Genomic DNA, 23,689 nt, shown 5'->3' with positions numbered 1-23,689 from the left:
TAGTACAGTTAGGGGTGAGAGTATTGTTAAAGTCAAAAGCACGTTGGAAACCGAAATTATCGAATCACCAAGAAGAGCAATTATTAAGTAAAGAATTACAGATTTCCCCTCTATTAGCTAAGCTACTTGTTACTCGTGGATTTAATACAGTAGATGCAGCAAGTAAGTTTTTATATGAAGATCAAATGAGCTTTCATGACCCGTTTTTATTAGAGGGTATGGATCTTGCAATTGACAGAGTGTTTCAAGCAATTGAAGAAGATGAAAAAATATTAATTTTTGGCGATTATGATGCAGATGGAGTTAGCAGTACTTCAGTATTGTATTTAACATTAATCGAACTAGAAGCAAAAGTAGATTTTTATATACCAAATCGTTTTACTGAAGGGTATGGTCCAAATAAGAATGCATTTAAATGGGCAAATGAACAAGGTTATTCATTAATCATTACTGTAGATACAGGTATTTCTGCAGCTGAGGAAGTTAATTTTGCAAATGAACTAGGTATGGATGTAATTATTACGGATCATCATGAACCACCAGAAGTATTACCAAACGCTATTGCAATTATTCATCCAAAGCTAAGTCCTAGCTATCCTTTTAAAGAATTAGCAGGTGTAGGAGTTGTGTTTAAATTCGCTTCCGCATTATTAGGTAGGGAGCCAGAGGAATATTTGGAACTAGTTTCGATTGGGACAGTTGCTGATTTAGTACCATTAGTTGATGAAAATCGTTTAATCGTAAAAAAAGGTGTAAGGCAACTAAAGCAAACTCAGCGTGAAGGACTAAGAGCTCTTTTAGAAATTAGTGGAACCACAACAGATTCAATTACGGAAGAAACAATTGGATTTGCAATTGGTCCTAGAATTAACGCAGTTGGTAGACTTGGCGATGCTAAGCCTGCAGTAGATTTAGTTTTAGAAAATGATAGAGCTATTGCTAAAAAAAGAGCAGAGCAAATTGAAATCTTAAATAAGGAACGACAAGAATTAGTTTCACGTATGACAGAAGAGGCAATTAAGCAAGTTAACGAACTTGATTCATCTTGTTCAAATAAAGTGATTATTGTCGCAAAAGAAGGCTGGAATGCAGGAGTAGTTGGAATCGTAGCTTCGAAATTAGTTGATCGCTTTTACAAACCAGTAATTGTTCTAAGTATTGATCATGAAAAAGGAATTGCAAAAGGTTCTGCAAGGAGCATTGAAGGTTTTTCTTTATTTGAAAACTTAACAAAATGTAAAGATATTTTACCTCATTTTGGAGGCCATACACTTGCTGCTGGTATGACATTAGCTATTGAAGAAGTCGAGCTATTAAGACATCGTTTAAATGAATATGCAGATCAAATTATGACAGATGAAGATTTTATCCCATTAAAAGAAGTCGATTTAAAATGTCAGGCTAGTGAAGTTTCAATCTCATTTATTAATGAATTAAATATGCTGGCACCTTTTGGGATGCATAATCCAAAACCTGTTTTAGAAATAAATGAGGTTGATGCTCTAAATATTAAACAAATCGGTAATGAAGGTGCACATCTTAAAGTACAACTAAAAGATGACGTTACATTCCTTGATGCTGTAGGGTTCGGATTTGGACATGTTGCTAATGAAATTGCAGCTGGTTCAAAAGTATCCTGCTTAGGAATGGCTTCTATCAATGAATGGAATGGTAAACGAAAGCCACAGTTAATGATTCATGATATTAAAGTAAATCATTGGCAGTTATTTGACTTAAGAGGTCAAGAGCCACATCGATTAACTTTACCTCATACCGAAGAAAAATTCATATTTTTACATCAATCATCAAATGAATATGAAAATTTAAAGACTAAATATCCTATTTCTACGTTTGTTGCATACGAAGATGTACTAAACTTAGATATTAATATACAAAATAATTATGTGATCCTACTTGATTTACCTAGTTCTGAAAATGATTTGAAAGAGGTATTTCGAAAAGGATTATCAGAACGTATCTACTTAATTTTTAATCAAGAAGAATTACATTTCTTCTCACCAATTCCGAGTAGAGAAAGTTTTAAAAAATTCTATTCAATCTTAGCGAATACTAATCCATTTGACATGAACATGTATGAAGTGGCATTATGTCGTAAGATGGGATGGAAAAAAGAACAAGTCGATTTTATGACAAAGGTGTTTTTTGATTTAGAATTTGTTACAATAGAGGATGGAAAAATTCGTTTGTTGCCACAAACTGAGAAGAAAGATCTCTCTTTATCTAATACCTATGCAAGAAAATTAGCTAGTATTGAACTAGAACGTTTGTTTCTGTACTCAAAATGTGATGAATTAACTACATTTTTTCAAAATATGAAAAGTCATTTTTCCGAAAATGGGGAGGCACTTATTTAATGAATTTAAAAGATTATATAACGATCGTACCAGACTGGCCAAAAGAAGGCGTTCAGTTTAAAGATATTTCATCATTAATGAATGATGGAAAAGCTTATAAAGAAGCAACTGATCAAATCGTAGCTTATGCGAAAGAAAAAGATGTTGATTTAGTAGTTGGACCAGAAGCTCGTGGATTTATCGTTGGTTGTCCAATTTCTTACGCTTTAGAAATAGGTTTTGCACCTGTTCGTAAACCAGGTAAATTACCTCGTGAAGTTATTAGCTACAACTACGATTTAGAATATGGTACAAATACGTTAACAATGCATAAAGATGCTATTAAACCAGGTCAACGTATTCTGATCACTGATGATTTATTAGCTACTGGTGGTACGATTGAAGCTACAATCAAACTAGTTGAAGAATTAGGTGGAATTGTAGTAGGTATTGCTTTCTTAATTGAGCTTTCTTACTTAGAAGGTCGTAAAAAATTAGAAGGTTATGATATATTTACACTAATGACATATTAATTTTTAACATATGATAATGTTATCCAAACGGGGTACTCTGATTAATCAGAGTGCTCTTTTTCTATCAAAGATCTGCAAAAAAAAATGAAATTTGACGACTCCTGCTTTACAAAAAACGAAATTTTCATGATAATAAAAGAAATAATGATTTAAGGTGATTAGATGGCTACTGAGCAAGTTTTGACAGCAGAACAGGTTTTAGAGCAAGCGACCCATTATTTAAAAGAGGATGATGTGGCGTTTATTAAACGTGCTTATGAATATGCTCGTGACGCACATAGTGAGCAATTTCGTAAGTCAGGTGAACCATATATTATACATCCGGTTCAAGTAGCAGGTATCCTTGTTGGCTTAGAGATGGATGCTACAACCATTAGTGCTGGGTTTCTTCATGATGTAGTAGAGGATACTGAAGTATCTAAAGAGGACTTAGAGACCCATTTTGGCAAAGAAGTATCTATGCTTGTAGATGGTGTAACAAAGTTAGGTAAAATCAAGTTTAAATCGAAGGAAGAACAGCAAGCTGAAAATCATCGCAAAATGTTTGTAGCGATGGCACAGGACTTGAGAGTTATATTAATTAAATTAGCCGATCGCCTTCACAATATGAGAACGTTAAAACACTTACCTCAAGAAAAACGTATGCGAATTGCAAATGAAACGTTAGAAATATTTGCACCGCTAGCTCATCGACTAGGGATTAGTAAAGTAAAGTGGGAGCTTGAAGATACAGCATTACGCTATTTAAATCCACAACAATACTATCGAATCGTTAACTTAATGAAGCGAAAAAGAGCAGAGCGCGAGCAATATTTAGAAGAGGTTATAAACGAAATTTCAACTCAACTTGAAGATGTAGAAATCAAAACAGAAATTTCTGGACGTCCTAAGCATATTTATAGCATTTATCATAAAATGGCTAAGCAGAATAAACAATTTAACGAGATCTATGACTTATTAGCCGTACGTGTAATTGTTAATAGTATTAAAGATTGCTACGCTGTTTTAGGCGTAATTCATACAAGCTGGAAACCAATGCCAGGTCGTTTTAAAGATTATATTGCCATGCCAAAGGCAAATCTGTATCAATCTCTTCATACGACTGTAATCGGACCAAAAGGTGAACCACTAGAAGTACAAATTCGTACACAAGAAATGCACCAAATTGCTGAATATGGTGTTGCAGCACACTGGGCATATAAAGAAGATAATGGAAATCTTACTTCACAAAAAACGTTAGAAAATAAATTAAGTTGGTTCCGTGAAATTATCGAATGGCAAGATAATTCAACAAATGCAGAAGAGTTCATGGAATCAGTAAAAATGGATTTATTCTCTGATATGGTTTTTGTATTTACTCCAAAAGGTGATGTTTTTGAATTACCACTAGGATCTGTTCCAATCGATTTTGCTTACCGAATTCACTCTGAAATTGGAAATAAAACAATTGGTTCAAAAGTAAATGGAAAAATGGTACCACTTGATTATAAACTTAAAACCGGTGATATCGTTGAGATTATGACATCGAAGCATTCGTATGGACCTAGCCAAGACTGGTTAAAGGTCGCTCAGTCTTCACATGCTAAAAATAAAATACGTCAATATTTTAAAAAGCAAAGAAGAGAAGAGAATGTTGAAAAGGGCAAGGAATTAGTTGAAAAAGAAATTAAGGCTTTAGAATGTGATTTAAAAGAAGTATTAACATCTGAAAATTTAAAACGCGTCGCAGAGAAATTTAATTTCTCTAATGCAGAAGATATGTATGCAGCCGTTGGATACAATGGAATTACTGCAACACAGATTGCTCACCGTTTAACAGATAGATTCCGTAAACGTACAGAAATTGAGCTAGAAGACCGATTAAAAGAACTTTCCTCGGATCTTAAAAAAGCTCCATCACGTCGAAAAGATGCTGGAATTTCTGTAAAAGGTGTAGATAATTTATTAATCCGTTTATCAAAATGCTGTAATCCTGTACCAGGTGATGATATTGTTGGCTATATCACAAAAGGCAGAGGAATCTCAGTTCATAGAAGCGATTGTGTAAACATGTTAAATGATAGTGAAGAAGATCGCTTTATTGAAGTTGATTGGGAAGAAAGCCCAACGTTTGAACGTGATTATAACGTTGATATAGAAATTTTCGGTTACGATCGTCGTGGTCTTTTAAATGAAGTTCTTTCAGTTGTAAATGAAACAAAAACGAATATCTCTTCAGTAACAGGAAAAAATGATCGAAATAAAATGGCAACTATTACAATGAGTTTGTCTATTCGTAATATAAACCACCTGCAAAAAGTAGTGGATAAGGTTAAACAAATTCCAGACATTTACTCTGTGAGACGTATTTTCCACTAATAGGAGGTGCCGCTTATGAAAGTATTATTACAGCGCACAAAAGAAGCAAAAGTCGTAGTAGATGGAAAAGTAGTAGGTCAAATACCTAAAGGGTTATTATTGTTAGTCGGAATAACGCATGAAGACACTATAGAAGATGTTAAATATTGTGCTGACAAAGCAGTTAACCTAAGAATCTTTGAAGATGAACTCGGAAAAATGAATTTATCATTAAATGATGTTGGAGGCCAGATTCTATCCGTTTCTCAATTCACCTTATATGGCGATACGAGAAAAGGTAGACGCCCAAGCTTCACAGATGCAGCTAAACCAGAAATCGCAAATGAATTATACGAATATTTTAATTCATATTTACGAGAACAAGGATACGAAGTACAAACGGGCATATTTGGTGCAGATATGGAAGTAACCTTTACAAACTGGGGACCAATTACCATTATGATTGAAAGTAAATAAGCTAATCTTTAACCTCCTTTTCCAAAAAGGAGGCATTTTTTTTTGATAGACTTAATTATTAAAATAATAACTTCATTTAACGAATATACTGAAGTACACGGGTTCTTACAAAGAATTCAGAGGAGGTAACTATATGGACATAATTACAATCGTGTTAATTCTAATCGCTGGTGTAATTTTGTTTACAATCCTCAAAAGTTTCTTTAAAGCACTTTTATTTGTTATTTTAATCATCCTAGTTTATTACGGATTAATGTATTTCATAGACGGATCAGTTGAAAGTGTTCAATCTAGTTTAAGAATATTTCATTAGACCATGGTATGTACCATGGTTTTTTTAGTTGAGAGGAAGATTTGTTGGATATAGTAAGTAATGACTGGAAATCGCAATAATAATAGGGAATGGCAAATAAAACCCTGGAATGGCAAATAAAAACTAAGAATGGTAAATAAAATTCGGGAATCGCAAATAAAATTTGGGAAACGCAAATAAAAACTGGGAATGGCAAATAAAATTCGGGAATCGCAAATAAAAACTAGGAATGGCAAATAAAATTTGGGAATGGCAAATAAAACCTGGAATGGCAAATAAAAATAGGGAATCGCAAATAAAACCCTGGGATTGCAAATAAAAACTAGGAATGGCAAATAAAATTCGGGAATCGCAAATAAAAACTGGGAATGGCAAATAAAATTTGGGAATGGCAAATAAAAACTAGGAATCGCAAATAAAAATAGAGAATCGCAATTAAAAATCAGAAATCGCAAATAAAACCCTGATAAACACAATTAATCTCAATAGATTTATGTAATTATCAATAAAAACATCAAATTTTACTAAATAAAATCTACTTTCAAGAATATCCACATTAAATACTACTCAAAATTGATTAGATTCCATTTCGTTTTCTCTGAATCCATAGAACTATATAAGTGATGTACAAAAAATATTAATTCAATTAAAAGCTTCCCAAAGTATTCAGGTAATATTTTGATTGTTTAATCCATTAATTAATTGGACATCCTATATAACAACATACTTGGAAGGAGACTGCAGCATGAGAATAAATAATCGTAATAGTCTAGGATCCGGTAGAAAAGGTGTCTTGAATATGGATTTTCATGAGTTTCAAAATAGGGGGCAAGAATCGAATTCATTAGAGATGGCAAGTGAGTTTGGTTTAACTTTAAGAGAAGTGCGTGATTTAAAAAGACAGTTGGAGCGTTCGTAAAAAATATTTAACTGTTCTTGACATTTGTTGTATCCGAACGTAAGATATAAAATAACATATTGATACATAGTAACATTCCATAGACGGAGAAAAGTAGGATAGGATCTCTTGTATAGAGAGGAAGTGCCGTGGCTGAGAGCATTTCCACAAGTAGACTATTTGAAAGACACTCCTGAGGCTTTATTCTGAACGATTTCTAGTAAGGATAAACGTAATCGGCGTTAACGATGAAAGTGGGAGAACAGTTTATTGTTCTTCAATTAGGGTGGCACCACGGGCTTATAACTCTCGTCCCTACTGTTTTTATTTCAGTAGGCACGAGGGTTTTTTGTATTTATAAAGGTTTATTATTTAGGAGGATTTAAAATGTCGATTAATATCCCAAGAGGTACGCAGGATCTTTTACCTGGTACAGTTGAAAAATGGCAGTATATTGAAAAGTTTGCAAGAGACTTATGCAAACGATATAACTATAACGAAATTCGTACACCAATCTTTGAACATACTGAATTATTCCAACGTGGTGTTGGAGATACAACGGATATTGTTCAAAAAGAAATGTATACATTTACTGATCGTGGAGATCGTCAATTAACATTACGTCCAGAAGGAACTGCATCAATCGCTCGTTCTTATGTTGAAAATAAAATGTACGGAAATGGCAATCAACCTACAAAGTTGTACTATATCGGTCCTATGTTCCGTTATGAACGTCCACAGGCTGGTCGCTATCGTCAGTTCGTACAATTCGGTATCGAAGCTTTAGGTAGTAATGATCCTTCGATCGATGCAGAAGTATTAGCTCTATCAATGGATTTATATCGTGGTCTTGGATTGAAAAATGTTAAGTTAGTACTTAATAGTTTAGGTGACTTAGAAAGCCGTAAAGCACACCGTGAAGCGCTTGTGAAGCATTTTAAACCGGTAGCACATGAGTTATGTAGTGATTGTAATAATCGTTTAGAAACTAATCCATTACGTGTTTTAGATTGTAAAAAGGATCACGATCACCCTTCGATGAAGACAGCACCATCCATTTTAGAATATTTAAATGAAGAATCTATGAACTATTTCGAAGCTGTACAATCTTATTTAACAGCTATGAAAATTCCGTTTGAGATCGATTCAAATTTAGTACGTGGTTTAGATTATTATAATCACACTGTATTTGAAATCATGTTAGAAGGTAAAGGATTCGGTACAATTTCAACTTTAAGTGGTGGTGGTCGTTATAACGGATTAGTTGAAGAAATCGGTGGTCCTAATACTCCTGGTATTGGTTTCGCATTAAGTATAGAGCGTTTATTATTAGCTCTTGAAACAGAAGGAATCGAGCTTCCAATCCAACAAGAAATGGATGTATTCCTAATTGGACTTGGAGAAGAAGTGAAAAAAGAAGCGACGGCTATTTTATATCAATTGCGTAAAGCTGGTCTTGTTTGTGAAAAAGATTACCAAGATCGTAAAATAAAAGGGCAATTCAAAGCAGCGGAGCGTTATAAAGCAAAATATGTAGCGGTTCTAGGTGAAGAAGAATTATCTCGAGGAGTCATTAATTTAAAAGACCAAGAGACTGGTGTACAAGAAGAAGTTGCATTAGACATCTTTGTAAAATACGTAAGCTCTAAATAAACAAATGGGGGAATTGAAAATGGAACAACGAACGCATTTATGTGGAGAACTAAGAGAATCACATATTGGTCAAAGTATAACACTTAAAGGATGGGTACAAAAAAGACGTGATTTAGGTGGATTAATTTTTATTGATTTACGTGACCGTTCTGGACTTGTACAAATCGTTTTTAATCCTGAAACTTCAGGTGAAGCTTTAGCTCTAGCTGAAACTGTTCGTAATGAATTTATTCTTCACGTTCACGGGAAAGTAGTATCTCGTGGTGAAGGTACAGCTAATACAAATCTTGAAACGGGAGCAATTGAAGTTTCTGTTGAAAAGCTTGAGATTATTAATAAAGCTAAGAATCCTCCATTTGCAATTGAAAATAAAACGGAAGTAGCAGAAGACCTTCGTTTAAAATATCGTTATTTAGATCTACGTCGTCCAGTTATGTATGACACTTTTAAATTACGTTCAAAAATTACAAAATCAATTCGTGATTTCTTAGATGGTGAAGACTTCTTAGAAGTTGAAACGCCAATTTTAACAAAGAGTACACCAGAAGGAGCTCGTGACTATTTAGTTCCTAGCCGAGTACATCCTGGTGAGTTTTATGCATTACCACAATCACCTCAAATTTTTAAACAATTATTAATGGTTTCAGGGTTTGAACGCTATTTCCAAATTGCACGTTGCTTCCGTGACGAAGATTTACGTGCTGACCGTCAACCAGAATTTACTCAAATAGACATTGAAACGAGCTTCCTTTCTCAAGAGGAAATAATGGAAATGTCTGAAAGAATGATGGTTAAAATGATGAAGGAAACAAAAGGTATTGAACTAGTTACACCACTTCCTCGTATGAGCTATGATGAAGCGATGAATCGCTATGGATCTGATAAGCCTGATACTCGTTTCGGATTAGAGTTAATTGATGTATCTTCTTTCGCTAAAGAAAGTGGATTCAAAGTATTTACATCAGCTGTTGAAAACGGTGGCCAAGTAAAATGTTTAAATGTAAAAGGTCAAGCAGCAAATTATTCTCGTAAAGACATCGATGTTCTTCAAGAATATGCTGGTCGTTATGGAGCAAAAGGTCTTGCTTGGTTAAAACTTGAAGAAGATGGTTTCAAAGGTCCAATTGCTAAATTTTTTAGTGAAGAAGAATTTGCTACATTAAAATTAGCTGTAGAGGCACAAGCAGGAGACTTAATCTTATTTGTAGCTTCAGATGCTTCAGTAGTTGCAAATAGCTTAGGTGCACTTCGATTAAAACTAGGTAAAGACTTAGATTTAATTGATCAATCTAAATTCAATTTCTTATGGGTTACTGACTGGCCATTACTTGAATATGATGCAGATTTAAATCGTTATTTTGCTGCTCATCATCCATTCACTTCACCTGTTCGTGAAGATATTGATAAATTAGATACAGATCCAGGTAGTGTTAAAGCTCAAGCTTATGACTTAGTGCTAAATGGTTACGAGCTTGGTGGAGGATCAGTTCGAATTTACGAAAGAGACATACAAGAGAAAATGTTCAAATGCTTAGGATTTTCTGAAGAAGAAGCACAAGCGCAATTTGGTTTCTTAATGGAAGCATTCGAATACGGAACTCCACCACACGGCGGAATTGCCTTAGGTTTAGACCGTATTGTTATGTTACTTGCAGGTCGTTCAAATTTACGTGACACAATTGCATTCCCTAAAACAGCATCAGCAAGTTGCTTATTAACAAATGCACCAAGTCCAGTTTCTTCTGCACAATTAGAAGAATTAGCGTTAAAAACAACTGTAGAAGAGTAAAATAAAAAGGAAGGGTGAAGGAATTAATTTTCTTAATCCTTTCCTTTTTCTTGTTGAAGGATTAAGAAAAATTCGGTTTTTCTTTAATTCAAGCTTGATGTAAATAGCTTGTATCATGTATATTTAAATCATTGTAATCTGATTAAGATAGTGGGAGTTGAATAAATGTTACACCAATTTTCTCGTAATGAGCTTGCTTTTGGTAAAGCAGGTTTAGAGCGATTACAAAACAGTACGGTAGCTATTTTAGGTATTGGAGGCGTTGGCTCATTTTCTGCCGAAGCTTTAGCGCGTTCTGGAGTCGGACGTTTAATACTAGTGGATAAAGATGTTATTGATATTACAAATGTGAATAGACAAATTCATGCTTTATTATCAACTGTTGGAGAGCCTAAAGTAGAAATGATGAAGCAACGTATTCTTGAGATTAATCCTGAGTGCGAAGTAATTACACATAGAATGTTTTATACAGAAGAAACATTTGAAAAGTTTTTCGAAATTCCATTAGATTATGTAATTGATGCTTCTGATACAATTACATATAAAATTCACTTAATTAAAGAGTGTCGTCGTCGTGGAATTCCACTTATTTCAAGTATGGGTGCTGCTAATAAGATGGATCCAACTCGATTTAAAATTGCTGATATATCAAAAACAACTCACGATCCTATTGCAAAGGTTATTCGAACTAAACTTCGCAAAGAAGGTATTCAAAAAGGAGTAACAGTTGTCTATTCAGATGAAAGTCCTATTGTTATTCGTGAAGATGTACGTAAAGAAATCGTACCAGATGAAAATACAAAAATTCGTAAAGCAAAAATGCCACCTTCTTCAAACGCCTTTGTACCATCAGTTGCTGGCTTAATCGCAGCTAGTCATGCAGTACGTGAATTAATAAAGGATATTGAAATTCAGCGTGTAGGTAAAGAATAACTAATAATACTAGCTGTAGGAATTAATTTCCTACAGTTTTTTTATTTATTAATGTAAAAACTACCTTCAATAGGAGGTGTTTGATATTGAATAGAGCATTGAAAGTATTTTGTACTTTCGGATTATCATTATCAATATTAACTGCTTGTAATAGTACAAGTGACGTGGAAAAAGATTCAAAACAGCATAGTGTAGATAATTTATCCAATCATTTAAATGTTAAGTATAACAGGAAAAATAATGTAGTTGAGAAAAACGGTAAGGTTGGCAAAGATGGCGTTGTAAACGATATGGAATCGATTGAAATGAATAAACGTAAGCCTAATAAATAAAAAAGACCCCCAAATTTCTTGGGGGTTTCAGACTGCCCGAAAACGCTCGCTTTCTTCGTTGCTTCACCAGTCTGCGGTGTTCATTACCGTCTAGGGTAACTCCGCTCCTCACTAGGCTTCACGCCACGAAAGACTAGCGCTTTCAATCAGTCTGCTCGGACACATTACTTTATAGGCTAAGGGGTTACATATTTAAGTCCTTCTCATTTTTAGCATTATTTTTCCGTCTTCTCACAAATTGACGTCCAATTAGTGAAATAACTAATAGTCCAACTACAAGAAGTAGAATTTGGAGATATGATAAGTTAAAGTATTTGGCACCGGTAACTATTAATAATGTAGATAACGTACCTTTAATAATAAAAAATATAATAATCCATAAACCGCCTTTTTTCCAATTCATTTCATTATACTCCTTACTATTGCTTTGCATATTGTTACTTCATTATACAATAGTACAAGTGATGATATACTGTGAATGTTTTACATTATTTTGTCCAAATTTATTCTGTTAGATTGAGCAAAACATTTTGTTTCTTTTGGATTAATGTTTTTAGATTAACAATTTGTTTGTTTAAATTTTCATTGTCAATTTTTAATTTAACTACTCTTTCTTTTAACTGTATATTTTCCTTCGAAGCTTGATTGTTTTGTTCGAAATTCATTAAGAATTGGATGACCATTTCAATATTGATTGAAGGAGGATTTATAAGCATATTTAACTTGCTAACTTCTTTAGGTTTGTTTATTTCTCTAAATTGATCTTTTGATAGTTTTCGGTATCTAGAAGCACATGCTGTCTTTGTCCGATTGATAATATTTGCTACCATTTCAAATGCTTCTTGCTTCGATTTACCTTTACTTTCGTATTTTTCAACTAGTTCAATTAATGTGTTTTCATCTTCAAGTGACCATTTTGTTTTTGGGGCATTCATTTTTTCACCTTCTTTATTTCATCTATTATTATCTTCACCAAATAAATTGTTAGTCAAAAGAAATATTTCCTAGGTGCAGATGAAAAATGTTTCCAATTCAATTACAATAGTAAAAAGAGTTATAAAGGAGGGAGAAAAATGAGTCATGAACCTCTAGCATACCGTATGAGACCAAGAACGATTGATGAATTAATTGGTCAGGAAAAAATTATCGGAAAAGAATCAGCGTTATATCGATTAATACATAACGGACGAGTTCCTTCAATGTTAATACACGGGGAACCTGGAATAGGTAAGACATCGTTTGCCCATGCAATTGCTGGTACTGTTGATAAACGTTTTGTAACTGTAAATGCGACTACTTCTGGTAAAAAAGAACTTGAGGATATCGTTCATGAGGCGAAAATGTTCGGTGAGATCATTCTTTTTGCAGATGAAATTCATCGTTGGTCAAAGTTGCAACAGGATTATTTATTATCATATGTAGAAAGCGGGTTTATCACGTTAATTGGGGCAACAACTGAGAACCCATACCACGATGTTAACAGTGCAATACGATCTCGATGTAACCACATTTTAAAATTAGAACCGCTCTTACCAAAACATATTTATAAATTATTAGATAAAGCATTAAGAGATGAGGATAGAGGATTAGGAAATTTGCAAATCCAAATTTCAGAGGAACAAATTTTAAAAATTGCTCATGGAGTAAACGGAGATGCAAGATCATCATTAAATATTTTGGAATCAATTGTATACGGTTCAACAAAAGAGTCAGACGGAACGATTGTAGTACAAGATGAAATTATTGATGAATTTCTTCGTTCAAAAGGTTTTAATCATGATAAAAATGGAGATTTTCATTATGACACATTGTCTGGTTTCCAAAAGAGTATTCGTGGAAGTGATGTAAATGCAGCACTTTATTATTTGGCCAGGCTCATTGAAGCGGGCGATTTAACTAGCATTATTCGAAGATTATTAGTGATTGCTTATGAGGATATCGGATTAGCCGGCGATCCATGGAAGGTTGTCCTGGCTTGTGAAGCCGCAAAGCAAGTTGGATTTCCTGAAGCAAGAATTATTCTTTCTAATGCAGTAATTGAACTTTGTTTGTCATCCAAATCGAATTCTAGTGTCACATCAATTGATCGAGCATTAAATGATGTGAGAAGTGGGCTACACGATGATATTCCAGCACATTTAAAAGATGCGCACTATGCTGGAGCAAAGGATATGGGGCATGGGGTTGGTTATATTTATCCGCATGATCATCCTTTAGGTAATTTTGGTGGTTGGGTAAATCAACAATATCTTCCAGATCGACTAGTAAATCAAGTTTACTATAAACCAAAAGAAGCAGGTAACGAAAAACGCTACGGGGCTATTTTTGAAAAACTACAGCAGTTTAAGAAAAATCGTAATTAAAGAGAAGGTAGATATAAAGCGAAATTGGTCGCTTAATCTACCTTTCTTTTTAATATAATCCACTCAATTATGATTAAATTTATTAATAAACCTACCCAAATATTAACATTTAGGGCTTCCTCGACCATTCGTTCTCTTCCACCAGGTAGATGCAATCCATTTAGCAAAAAGTAGGCTAATAATATAAATGGCACTAAAACTCGACCACTTACTGCTACTAAAGTGATTCCAAAACTTCGAGTCATCCAGATTTGATGAGCATTGTAGTTTTTCTTCTTAGCGCTATGAATACCTTTTATGGTAGTGAAAATCCAAAGTATAGCTAAAACAAGAAAAGACATTACTTTTGAAAAATTTTCAATATAAAATATTACGATCAATGACAAAATTCCACTAATAAAAACGCTAGTATAGTAAATAGTTCCAATCATTCGATGGATTCTTGGATAACGAGATCTAATCTTTTTTACAAATTGTAAAAATCCAGCAATTAAAGCAATAAACGCAAAAAAGATATGTGTAATTAAAGTAGGATATTGAATTGAAGTTGAACTAATTTGGATACGACTTTTCTCAGGATCAATAAGAAAATAAGGAGCCATAAATGGAACAATGACACATAACGATATAATAAATAAAATCCACCAACTTTTTCTAGAATTCATAAATTAACCTGTCCCCCGATATTTAGTTGATAATATGTATAAAATCTTTAAGTAATATCATAACAACCTATTATGAACGGAACATGAATAAAAAAAGTCGAGATTCGAGTCCCGACTTTACATTTAAGCACTAACATCATTTTCAAAAACTTCAATAGTTGGAGAATCAACTAAATGACTAGTTAATAATTTTATCTCAAGGAAAAGTAAATCGGGTTTAATAAAAGTTGAAGGGATTGATAAAATCTCTTCATCATCTTTATCATAGAAAACAATATAATTTACTTTTCGTTGATATGCTGCCATTTTGCCTTCGTTTTTACCCCATTTTCGGAGTTCGATTGTCATCCGATTTATCTTATGAAGCTCGATCGACTTCAATTCATTACCTTTTTTTAAAGTTAGCTGTCTACTTGTTAAAATTAACTTAGACTCTTTGCGAAGTTGAATTGTTGCATACACTTTATATAAGAAAATAATCCATAGTAAAGCTAGTAATAAAAAATAAATAGGATCGTGATTTCCAAAAGCAGTACCTGTTCTAACAGCAGTTAGAAATCCGAGGAAATAAGTACCAAAATGCCAGTTAGGCTTTGATTCCAAAATGACTTCTTGACCTAATTTATCGTTTTCTTCTTTATTTAATAATTCAAGTTGAGCTTTATGTTCATCCTCAGTATATTTATCCCATTTTGTAAATGCCGTAATTGTTTCATCATAAAATCGTGGACTAGGAATTTGTTCAGAAATATAAGCCCCTACATATGCAGCCATCCAATCATTTTCTGCCCAGTTTTCTTGCTGACTACGGAATTTAGTTAAATAATAAGTTACTTCTTGTTCATAATAGTTGGAAGTATCATAGCGTTTTATAATTTCTATCTCGTCGGGAATCACACCAAAATCTTCATGAGTAATTAAATAAAGAAACAGTCTGTTTTTCACAAAACTATGTTGATGTTCTTCTGTAAATGTGTACATATCTTTCTTTGAAAATTCATTTAATTTTGTATAAAACCATACCGCAGATTCAATATTATGAGCACAATAATCAAGGATTTCTTTTTCAATTTGTACGCCATGTTCCATCAGTGAAATAACAGCATCCACTTTTAAGTAAGGATCTTTATACTCAAGTGCTTCTTTTAAATATTCATGCATGCTATCGTCAAAATAATATTGCATTAATTGAAGGTAAATACCCATTTCTGTGCGAACGATGAGGTAAGATTCTTTCCAAGCTTGGTACACATATTTTAAGTTGTAATCTTGATCATAATTTAAATATGAATCTCGTTTAAGCTTATATAAAACTTTAATTTGTTCGATTATATAATCATTCTCAGCGGATGAAAATGGTAAAGAAATTGAATTTCTTTTACACAATAGAATCAGATGGAAAATTGAAACTGCAGTTTCTTCATTTTCGATTAAATGTAATAGTTTTTTTACAAGTTCTGGAGCCCAATTTGTCTCTTCGAAAATGAATTGAACATCGATATCAAGCGAGTACCGTTTACTATTTTTTTCAATGATTCGTATATATGCATCTCTAGCTAACTCTGATTTTAGACTTATTAATAAATAAAGAGCTTGAAGTTTTGCTCGTTCACTATATGCTTCAAAATTCTTTTCGATTGGAGTTATTAATTCTTGGAGTGCAAACTCTGAACAAAACCCAACTAAGTGATAGCTTCCATCATCCCAATCTTCTATTGATTTCGGGAAATTGCTTCCCGCTTCTTCTAATAAATATTTTAATGATTCAATAGAAGCACCTGATTGAAGAGACTTTCTAAGTTGGTCTATGCCTTTTGCACGCTGATATAGATCTTGGTGGCGTAATTGATTTACTATTTTCTTGAATTTTCTTTGTACAGCCAACTTAAAACCTCCTCTAGCTTCTTTTTAATTCCAATATATCATAATAAGGGTAATGAGAAATAGTTAAATAGTCTTGTAGTGTATTTGTTTAAATGAAAACTCAGGTCTTTTACCTTATTTTTTGTCATAATTGGATAAATTTTACAAATTGTTTTGATAATTTATTTTTAAGCTTTTATAATAATAAGAACAAGCTGTTCATATTTTATATAGAACTTGTCCAATCCTAGCGATCATTTCGATTAACTAATTCTCGAAACGAAAGTAGGAATTTTTTTTGTACCTAAAAATAGAGGAGGATGAACATGGTTAAGCTCTATGTCCTGGCGGTTGTCATTGGTGGAGTGACCGGATTTATTTTTCACATCCTGTTTAACAAAGGTACGATTATGCTTCCGGTGAGACGAAAGAAAGGCTTTTATTTAGGTTTTCTTGCAGATATTTTATTTGGAGCAACAGCCGCGACACTATTTGTTTCTTTATTTATACCAGAAAACATGTTAAAAGATATGCGTATGGTAATCGGATACTGTATATTAGCTGGTCTCTCATCTCAAAGCTTTCTTTTAAGCAGAGCACTTAACACTGAACGGGAAAGGGTAAGTTCACTGCATAATATTTCTAAGCAAATTGTGTAGTATTTTCAATAATTTACTTGGCAAAAGATGAAGGAGGCATGTAATGAGGCTAGTGCTAACACCCGAAGAGAAAGCAATTTATTTAGATTTATTAGAAGATTTATTAAATGCTGATACTGAATACGAAATTAAAAGTATCGAATTCCAAGTCATAAGCTTTTTAAACAACATAAAAGAATCTAGAAAAAATGTTGAAGATTTCGATGAAAAAGCGGCAGCCGCTCAATTCGTACGTGCTGGTAAATTGAAAAGTTAAGCAAGCATTTAATTGACTTTATTTAGCAACTAAAAACTGGAACTCAAAATTAGAGTTCCAGTTCTTTATTTTAGTTAATTCCTAGTTTTGCTTTAATTGTTTGGATTGTTTGACCATTAAGCTCTTGGACTGGACTCGGTGTATCTAAAACATAATCATTTTCTTTTAAATAATTGGTTTCTAGTAATTTAAAATCTTTTGTATCGGTAATGCCATCAAAGTTAATGTCAGTATTTCGATTGTTTTTATTCCAGTTTGCTTCTAGCAAAATTGCATCATTTAGATCGACCACGTTGTCTTTATTGATATCTCCAGCTTTCGATTTAGCAGTGTAGTAATAAATGCTTTCTCCAATACTTATATTTCCAGCTTTTCTTCCAACTTCAAGCGGAGTGTAAGTAGTAAAATGTCCTGGAACATCTACAATAACAGTGTAAAGAAGTTCGTTCGAAGGCAGGTTGTTAATAAAGATTTGGCCGTTTTTTTGTATTTCACCTATATATAAGTTACCTTTAGAATCTTGTACTTTAACACTTGCACCAACAGTTGTGTAATCCGTTGAATAATTGTAAGTGCCATCTTCTTTGTATAGGCCTTGTGCTCCAAGCTGAGCTTGTACTTTTGAATAGGGTGCAAAGATTGGAAGTAGACCTGTTTGCATCAGTGGTCTAACAGTTGCTCCACTAAAATCTTTGTATGCCCCTCCGTAAATATTAAATAGTTGACTAAGTACATTTACATATTCATCTGCTTTAGTATCAAATACTAGATCGATTAATGGCACATCCCCTGAAATACCATCGTTAGGCATTTTCAATGTAATGTTTGAAGTTAAGCTAGTTGTACCGCTAGTAGTAGTAGTAAGATCAGAACCATCTGGTAATGTTTTGTTTTTTTCTATCTCAACAGAATCAAAATATTTATTCAAGTAATTTATCGAAAAGCTCATTTCTTTAGCGTTCTTTAATCCATGGCTAAACAAAGTATAGGTTACTTTATCACCCATAGTTATTGATTCTTTATTGGGCTTAGCATAAATGTATTGCGAACCAGCTTTTACATAGTAAATTACCTTTGGTGCAACAGATGAATTACCAGCTCGATCAGCACCTACAAATTGAAGCATTGTAGCAGACGAAGAGCCAGTTACAGAAATTTCTTTCGAGAATTTACCATTTTCATCTACGCTTATACTTAATGCTGGTCCATTAGAGCCGTAATATACCTTGTTAGTAGATTGTGTTATATTCATTCCGTTCTTTTGCATTTCACTTACTTCGTTATCGATTACCGTGCCCGATAACGTAACTGTTTTTTGATCTGGTGCTAATTCAACAAATGGAAGATCTCCTTTTGGTATAGCATTTGTTTGATCTAATGAGAGCGTTGCACCGTTATTATCGATATAGACTTTATCAGTTTTGACAAATTGTTTACCAGCTTGATTTGTTCCAATGGCTTTAATTTTATAAACGCCATCTGGAGCTGAAATAGAAGTAAATCCAATCGGCTTTTTAGCATTTCCAGTAAAGGGGAAATATCTACCTGCAAATCCATCTTGTAAATAATAATCATAGTCTACAGCAGCACCTGTCGTGTTGATTGAAGTGATTAACCCTAAATCTTTATCTGTTTTTGGATCAACTAAAACAAAATCGATGGTTTTCATAGGTGAATTTAAATTGAAATCTAAATCAGTATCTTTAATACTATATTGTGCGATTACACGATTATTTGAGATAGATGGAGAGTGGGTCGCAAAATATTTAAATCCTTCTTCAACAACACGTGCGCCAAATGGAATTTGATAATTCTCTTCAGGATTTTTTTCATTTTCAATACGAATGTATCCTTCATACGTTCCTTTTTCAGCTGTTTTTGGAACTGTTAATAAGACAGAAAGTTCTTTTTGAGTACCTGATTTTATCTTAAAAGAATCCTCAGATAATTTTACATTTACACCGTTTTTTTCAGCATCCAATGAACCTTGCGCGCCTACATTATATTCTACAGAAATAACGTATTTTTTCATTTTTTTGCTTGAGTTAGAGATTACAAGTTTCTTTGACTCGTTGAAAGAAGTTTCATTATTCATAGGAATAAAACCATAGCTAAGACCACCTGTTTGCTCTTGAATCATATGCTCTTGTCCATTTTCAATATAAGGTGTTTCATCTAAAACTGATATTTCTGTATCAGAATGAATAGCTTCATAAGGGTCAACCCTGCCTGCGCCTATCTCAAATACGCTATTCTTACCGTTTAATGGGTCCGCTGTATTCATTAATACTGTTTTAATATCAGCAGGTTTATAGCTTGGGTTTGCTTGCAGTAAAAGTGCTGCAATACCTGCAACATGGGGAGTCGCCATTGATGTACCTGACATTCTTTCATATGCAGATGAATAATCATTCTTATCATTTTTATTATTGATATAGGAAGGAACTGTTGAAAGTACATTTACGCCTGGCGCTGTTATTTCTGGTTTTATATCGTATAAAGTTCCTGATGGACCTTTTGAACTGAAGTCTGCTAATACATCACCGGGAATTTCACTCTCTCCTAATGCACCTAATGAAACAGTTAATGGACCAGTTGGTAATAAATCCCTAACTGCCGAGCCAGTATTATTATCCAACGAAAAGACTGGAATATTGTCATTACTCTCTCCTAAAAAGTATGGAATTTGCCCCTCGTTACTATTGTTGTTATATATAATAATTCCTGTTGCACCGTTTTGTTTTGCATACTTCATTTTATCGATTAAAGCATATGTGCCACGTATAACAAATGCTATTTTCCCTTTTACATCTTTTCCGGAATAATCATTTGGACCACCTTCTCCAACATTTACAATATCAAATGATTTTCCAGAAAGATTGCTAAAGTCATCGGTCCATTTTTTAGTCATTAACTGTAATGTTCCGTTTATTTTTCTTTTTCCAACTTTAAAACTACTTTTAAAGGTTGTTACTTTAGTAGATGCTGAGCTTGCCCCAACGGTTAATGCTAGTGCAGCTGCACCCGGCGAGCCTAATGTAGACATTCCGTACTCGCCTGAATTTCCTGCTGCAACAACTGCTGTGACACCACTTAGTACAGCATTATCAATTGCTAGGCTTGTAGGGTCTAATGGGTCATTATAATCGCTTCCTAATGATAGGTTTATCACATCCATGTCATCTTCTACGGACTTATCAATTCCAGCAATTACCGAAGAATTTGCGCCGCTACCATAGGGACCTAGAACACGATATACATATAAATCAGCATCAGGCGCTATGCCTGTTACTTTGAAATCTGAATCGTTTTTAGCTTGTCCAGCAATCGTACCTGAAACGTGCGTACCGTGCTCGGTATAATAAGCATTACCAATATAGAATTCAGGTTTTCCAGATTTCTTCCAATCATCGTAAGTCGTTTCCATTGGATTGTTGTCATTGTCTACGAAGTCATATCCACCTTTATACGCATCCTTTAAATCAGGATGATTAAAATCAATACCAGTATCAATTACGCCAATCTTTATTCCTTTTCCAGTAATGCCTTCTTTATGAAGCTGATCTACTTTTAAAAATGGTATACTGTCAACGTTTGTTTTGTCCTTTGTTTCATCAATCAGTTTTGGAGGATTTACTCGAACTTGAGAATCACTGAAAATTGCTTTCACATCATTAAATTTTAATAATTTTTTAATCTGATTTGCAGGGAGAGTTAATGAGACTCCATTAAGTGAATGTTTATAAGTATGTTTAATTTGATAAATAGTTCGATTCGATTTCGTATCTTTACCTATTTTTTCTTGTAAATCTTTTTTAAATTGAATGTGAGATTTCTCTACTTTGGCCTTAGCGGTATCAAGTGAAATGTTTTTTCCTTTAGCAGCTGCCGTTAACTGTTCAGTTTTCGCGGGAAGAACATTAAATTCAACAATTACGGAAACTTCTTTTGAACTATTTAAATCTACATCTGATGAAAGATGCAATCCCGTTTTGAATTCGTTCGAATTTAATGTTTGAAGTGCCGCTCTTTGTTCTGATGTCAATGTAGCTAATATCGCTTCACTTGAAGAAATTGTTTCAGCATTTGCATTAAAATGATCAGTAATAGGTGCAAAGGTTCCAAACAGTAGACAAGTACTTAATCCAATGGTTGTAAGGTGATTCGTTTTACTTTTCTTTGATTTTCGCATTTTTTCCCCACTTCTTTCTCAATTAATAAACTACTAGTATTTATTTTACAGAATATTCTTTGAATAAAAGGCGGGTTATTTTTGATGCATTTTTGTTAATTTTAACTGATTAAAGTGTAAGCAATTTAGTGAAACCTTGAATTAACAACATTTCGTGTAGAAAGAAATTGGGCGGATTTTTAGGACAGTAGATTATTTGTGAAAATGGAGGAGTAAGACTAAACGTTTTTATTCTACGGTTTGTTAAAAAGTTAGACTAGTAAACTAAAAAATTTTACTTACAGTTTTTTAGATCGATATTGCACTTTTCCAATTGGTATAGTGCATTTTTTACCTGGTATGTGAATTTATAGGATAAATAGTGTACAATAATTGTATTACTACAGTTTAAAAATAGGATAAATCTGATAAAAATAAGAGATACAGTTTATTGAACGGAGTGAATTAATGAAGATTTCAACTAAGGGAAGATACGGACTGACAGTTATGATTGAATTAGCTAAAAGATATTGTGATAAACCAATTTCACTCAAGAGTATTGCGAAAGCACAAAATCTTTCAGAGCATTATTTAGAACAAATTATTTCATTATTACGTAATGCAGGATTAGTTAAAAGTATTCGCGGGGCATATGGTGGGTATATTTTAACAAAGGAACCGAATGAAATTTCTGCAGGTGAAGTAATAACTGCACTTGAAGGTTCACTATCTCCAATCGAAAATCTTGAAGATGAAAATCCTGCACAAAGAGAGTTATGGACACGTGTACAAAAAGCGATTAATGAAGTGTTAGACCATACGAGTCTTGAGGATTTAGCAAAATTAGAATCTGATGATTTAAATGGATATATGTTTTATATTTAATTTTAGTGCGTTCAAAATAGGTGAACGCTTCATAAAGAAAGGATTTAATAAAAATGGAACGTATTTATGTAGATCATGCTGCGACTTCTCCAATGCATCCAGAAGTAATTGAAAAGATGGTTGTAGAAATGCAAGAGACTTTTGGAAATCCATCTAGTATTCATTCATTTGGCCGACAAGCTCGTCAAAAGATTGATACTGCACGCATGATTTGTGCTAATAGTATAGGATCAAAAGTTAACGAAATTATTTTTACAAGTGGTGGAACGGAAAGTGATAACCTTGCTGTTTTAGGTGCTGCTTATGCGAATCAAAAATATGGTAAGCACATTATTACCTCTAGCATCGAGCATCATGCTATATTACATACATGCCAGGCTCTTGAAAAGAAAGGCTTTGAGGTTACGTATTTACCAGTTGATCATACAGGCCGCGTAAATGTAGAGGATGTAAAGGCTGCACTTCGTGATGATACAATTTTAGTATCAATTATGATGGTTAATAATGAAATAGGAACAGTTCAACCAATTAAAGAAATTGGTGAACTTCTTAGTGACCATAAAGCTCATTTCCATACAGATGCAGTACAAGCTTACGGTTTAATTCCAATTAATGTTGAAGAACTTGGTGTCGACTTATTATCCATTTCCTCACATAAAATTAATGGACCTAAAGGTGTAGGTTTTCTTTATGTAAGTGAAAATGCAATTTTTACACAATTACAATATGGCGGTCAGCAAGAGCGTAAACGTCGTGCGGGTACAGAAAATGTACCTGGTATTGTTGGATTAGCTAAAGCAGTAGAAGTAATTCACATCGGAAGAGATGAACGGATAGAAAGCTATTTGCGTTTCCATGAAATTTTAATGAATGTTCTAAAAGAAAATGGAATTCGTTTTGAAAAGAATGGAAATGAGTCGTTTTTTGCACCGCATGTGTTAAACTTATCCTTCGAAGATATTTCAATTGAATCATTTTTGGTAAACCTTGATTTATCAGGTATAGCAGCTTCAAGCGGGTCTGCTTGCACTGCTGGTAGTATAGATCCATCACATGTTTTAGTTGAAATGTTTGGAATAGATTCACCTAAAATACGTTCTTCGGTCCGGTTCAGCTTTGGTTATGGAAATACAGAAGAACAAATCCGTATACTTGGAGAACGTGTATCTTCAATTGTAAAACGATTAGTTAAAATATAAAATTTTATA

The 23,689-nt window shown here is 33.4% G+C and carries 20 protein-coding genes and 1 other annotated feature; of the genes, 15 read left to right on the top strand and 5 right to left on the bottom strand.

Annotated features, from left to right (window positions below):
* Nucleotides 1-23 precede the first annotated feature (23 nt).
* The 10 genes from recJ to BM319_RS11415 all read left to right on the top strand — a co-directional run bounded on the left by recJ (nucleotide 24) and on the right by BM319_RS11415 (nucleotide 11,619).
* Nucleotides 24-2,375, top strand: coding sequence for a single-stranded-DNA-specific exonuclease RecJ (gene recJ, locus BM319_RS11455; protein ID WP_091022715.1), 2,352 nt, complete (start codon nucleotides 24-26; stop codon nucleotides 2,373-2,375).
* On the top strand, nucleotides 2,375-2,887 hold the full coding sequence (locus BM319_RS11450) for an adenine phosphoribosyltransferase (RefSeq protein ID WP_069035154.1): 513 nt from the start codon (nucleotides 2,375-2,377) through the stop codon (nucleotides 2,885-2,887). The genes recJ and BM319_RS11450 overlap by 1 nt, the downstream gene beginning before the upstream one ends.
* 162 nt (nucleotides 2,888-3,049) lie before the next feature.
* A complete protein-coding gene (locus BM319_RS11445; protein WP_069035153.1) occupies nucleotides 3,050-5,245 on the top strand; it encodes a RelA/SpoT family protein in 2,196 nt (731 codons plus the stop codon).
* A gap of 15 nt (nucleotides 5,246-5,260) precedes the next feature.
* Nucleotides 5,261-5,701 (top strand): D-aminoacyl-tRNA deacylase, encoded by a 441-nt coding sequence (gene dtd, locus BM319_RS11440; protein WP_091022713.1) that lies wholly within the window; start codon nucleotides 5,261-5,263, stop codon nucleotides 5,699-5,701.
* Nucleotides 5,702-5,834: 133 nt separating this feature from the next.
* Nucleotides 5,835-6,014 (top strand): hypothetical protein, encoded by a 180-nt coding sequence (locus tag BM319_RS11435; RefSeq protein WP_069035151.1) that lies wholly within the window; start codon nucleotides 5,835-5,837, stop codon nucleotides 6,012-6,014.
* Nucleotides 6,015-6,759: 745 nt separating this feature from the next.
* Complete coding sequence (locus BM319_RS24710; RefSeq protein WP_088013656.1) at nucleotides 6,760-6,933, top strand: hypothetical protein; 174 nt, start codon at nucleotides 6,760-6,762, stop codon at nucleotides 6,931-6,933.
* A 71-nt stretch (nucleotides 6,934-7,004) separates the two neighbouring features.
* Nucleotides 7,005-7,232, top strand: a binding site (T-box leader).
* 67 nt (nucleotides 7,233-7,299) lie between these two features.
* Complete coding sequence (gene hisS / locus BM319_RS11430) at nucleotides 7,300-8,565, top strand: histidine--tRNA ligase (protein ID WP_069035150.1); 1,266 nt, start codon at nucleotides 7,300-7,302, stop codon at nucleotides 8,563-8,565.
* Between the two features lie 19 nt (nucleotides 8,566-8,584).
* Nucleotides 8,585-10,354, top strand: a complete 1,770-nt coding sequence (aspS, locus tag BM319_RS11425) for an aspartate--tRNA ligase (protein WP_091022711.1) — start codon at nucleotides 8,585-8,587, stop codon at nucleotides 10,352-10,354.
* A 165-nt stretch (nucleotides 10,355-10,519) separates the two neighbouring features.
* Complete coding sequence (locus BM319_RS11420; RefSeq protein WP_069035148.1) at nucleotides 10,520-11,287, top strand: tRNA threonylcarbamoyladenosine dehydratase; 768 nt, start codon at nucleotides 10,520-10,522, stop codon at nucleotides 11,285-11,287.
* An 86-nt stretch (nucleotides 11,288-11,373) separates the two neighbouring features.
* Nucleotides 11,374-11,619 (top strand): hypothetical protein, encoded by a 246-nt coding sequence (locus BM319_RS11415; protein ID WP_069035147.1) that lies wholly within the window; start codon nucleotides 11,374-11,376, stop codon nucleotides 11,617-11,619.
* A 184-nt stretch (nucleotides 11,620-11,803) separates the two neighbouring features.
* On the opposite strand, the gene BM319_RS11410 is transcribed toward BM319_RS11415, so the two are convergent.
* On the bottom strand, nucleotides 11,804-12,022 hold the full coding sequence (locus tag BM319_RS11410) for a hypothetical protein (RefSeq protein WP_069035146.1): 219 nt from the start codon (nucleotides 12,020-12,022) through the stop codon (nucleotides 11,804-11,806).
* Between the two features lie 100 nt (nucleotides 12,023-12,122).
* Nucleotides 12,123-12,554 carry an SANT/Myb-like DNA-binding domain-containing protein gene (locus tag BM319_RS11405; protein ID WP_069035145.1) on the bottom strand — a complete coding sequence of 144 codons (432 nt, stop codon included), beginning with the start codon at nucleotides 12,552-12,554 and terminating at the stop codon, nucleotides 12,123-12,125.
* A gap of 138 nt (nucleotides 12,555-12,692) precedes the next feature.
* Between BM319_RS11405 and BM319_RS11400 the strand changes: the two genes are divergently transcribed.
* On the top strand, nucleotides 12,693-13,982 hold the full coding sequence (locus tag BM319_RS11400) for a replication-associated recombination protein A (protein ID WP_091022709.1): 1,290 nt from the start codon (nucleotides 12,693-12,695) through the stop codon (nucleotides 13,980-13,982).
* A 32-nt stretch (nucleotides 13,983-14,014) separates the two neighbouring features.
* Here BM319_RS11400 and BM319_RS11395 read toward each other — a convergent pair whose 3' ends face one another.
* Both BM319_RS11395 and BM319_RS11390 read right to left on the bottom strand, forming a co-directional pair.
* Entirely contained in the window at nucleotides 14,015-14,647 is a 633-nt protein-coding gene (locus BM319_RS11395) for a DUF2306 domain-containing protein (protein ID WP_091022707.1), read from the bottom strand.
* A gap of 123 nt (nucleotides 14,648-14,770) precedes the next feature.
* Complete coding sequence (locus tag BM319_RS11390) at nucleotides 14,771-16,531, bottom strand: hypothetical protein (RefSeq protein WP_069035142.1); 1,761 nt, start codon at nucleotides 16,529-16,531, stop codon at nucleotides 14,771-14,773.
* Between the two features lie 305 nt (nucleotides 16,532-16,836).
* Here BM319_RS11390 and BM319_RS11385 point away from each other — a divergent pair, with 305 nt between their 5' ends.
* Both BM319_RS11385 and BM319_RS11380 read left to right on the top strand, forming a co-directional pair.
* Nucleotides 16,837-17,169: a DUF4257 domain-containing protein gene (locus BM319_RS11385; protein ID WP_056472677.1), complete on the top strand. Its 333-nt coding sequence runs from the start codon at nucleotides 16,837-16,839 to the stop codon at nucleotides 17,167-17,169.
* 43 nt (nucleotides 17,170-17,212) lie between these two features.
* Entirely contained in the window at nucleotides 17,213-17,425 is a 213-nt protein-coding gene (locus BM319_RS11380) for a hypothetical protein (protein ID WP_056472680.1), read from the top strand.
* Between the two features lie 70 nt (nucleotides 17,426-17,495).
* On the opposite strand, the gene BM319_RS11375 is transcribed toward BM319_RS11380, so the two are convergent.
* Nucleotides 17,496-21,617 carry a S8 family serine peptidase gene (locus BM319_RS11375; protein ID WP_091022705.1) on the bottom strand — a complete coding sequence of 1,374 codons (4,122 nt, stop codon included), beginning with the start codon at nucleotides 21,615-21,617 and terminating at the stop codon, nucleotides 17,496-17,498.
* A gap of 447 nt (nucleotides 21,618-22,064) precedes the next feature.
* Here BM319_RS11375 and cymR point away from each other — a divergent pair, with 447 nt between their 5' ends.
* Together cymR and BM319_RS11365 are read left to right on the top strand one after the other, a co-directional pair.
* On the top strand, nucleotides 22,065-22,481 hold the full coding sequence (cymR, locus tag BM319_RS11370; protein ID WP_056472685.1) for a cysteine metabolism transcriptional regulator CymR: 417 nt from the start codon (nucleotides 22,065-22,067) through the stop codon (nucleotides 22,479-22,481).
* 53 nt (nucleotides 22,482-22,534) lie between these two features.
* Nucleotides 22,535-23,680 carry a cysteine desulfurase family protein gene (locus BM319_RS11365; RefSeq protein ID WP_069035140.1) on the top strand — a complete coding sequence of 382 codons (1,146 nt, stop codon included), beginning with the start codon at nucleotides 22,535-22,537 and terminating at the stop codon, nucleotides 23,678-23,680.
* The last annotated feature ends 9 nt before the right edge of the window (nucleotides 23,681-23,689 follow it).

This window comes from Bacillus sp. UNCCL81 (genome assembly GCF_900112535.1).
Classification (GTDB): Bacteria; Bacillota; Bacilli; order Bacillales; family Bacillaceae_G; genus Gottfriedia; species Gottfriedia luciferensis_B.
This window is presented reverse-complemented; position numbering and strand designations above follow the sequence as displayed.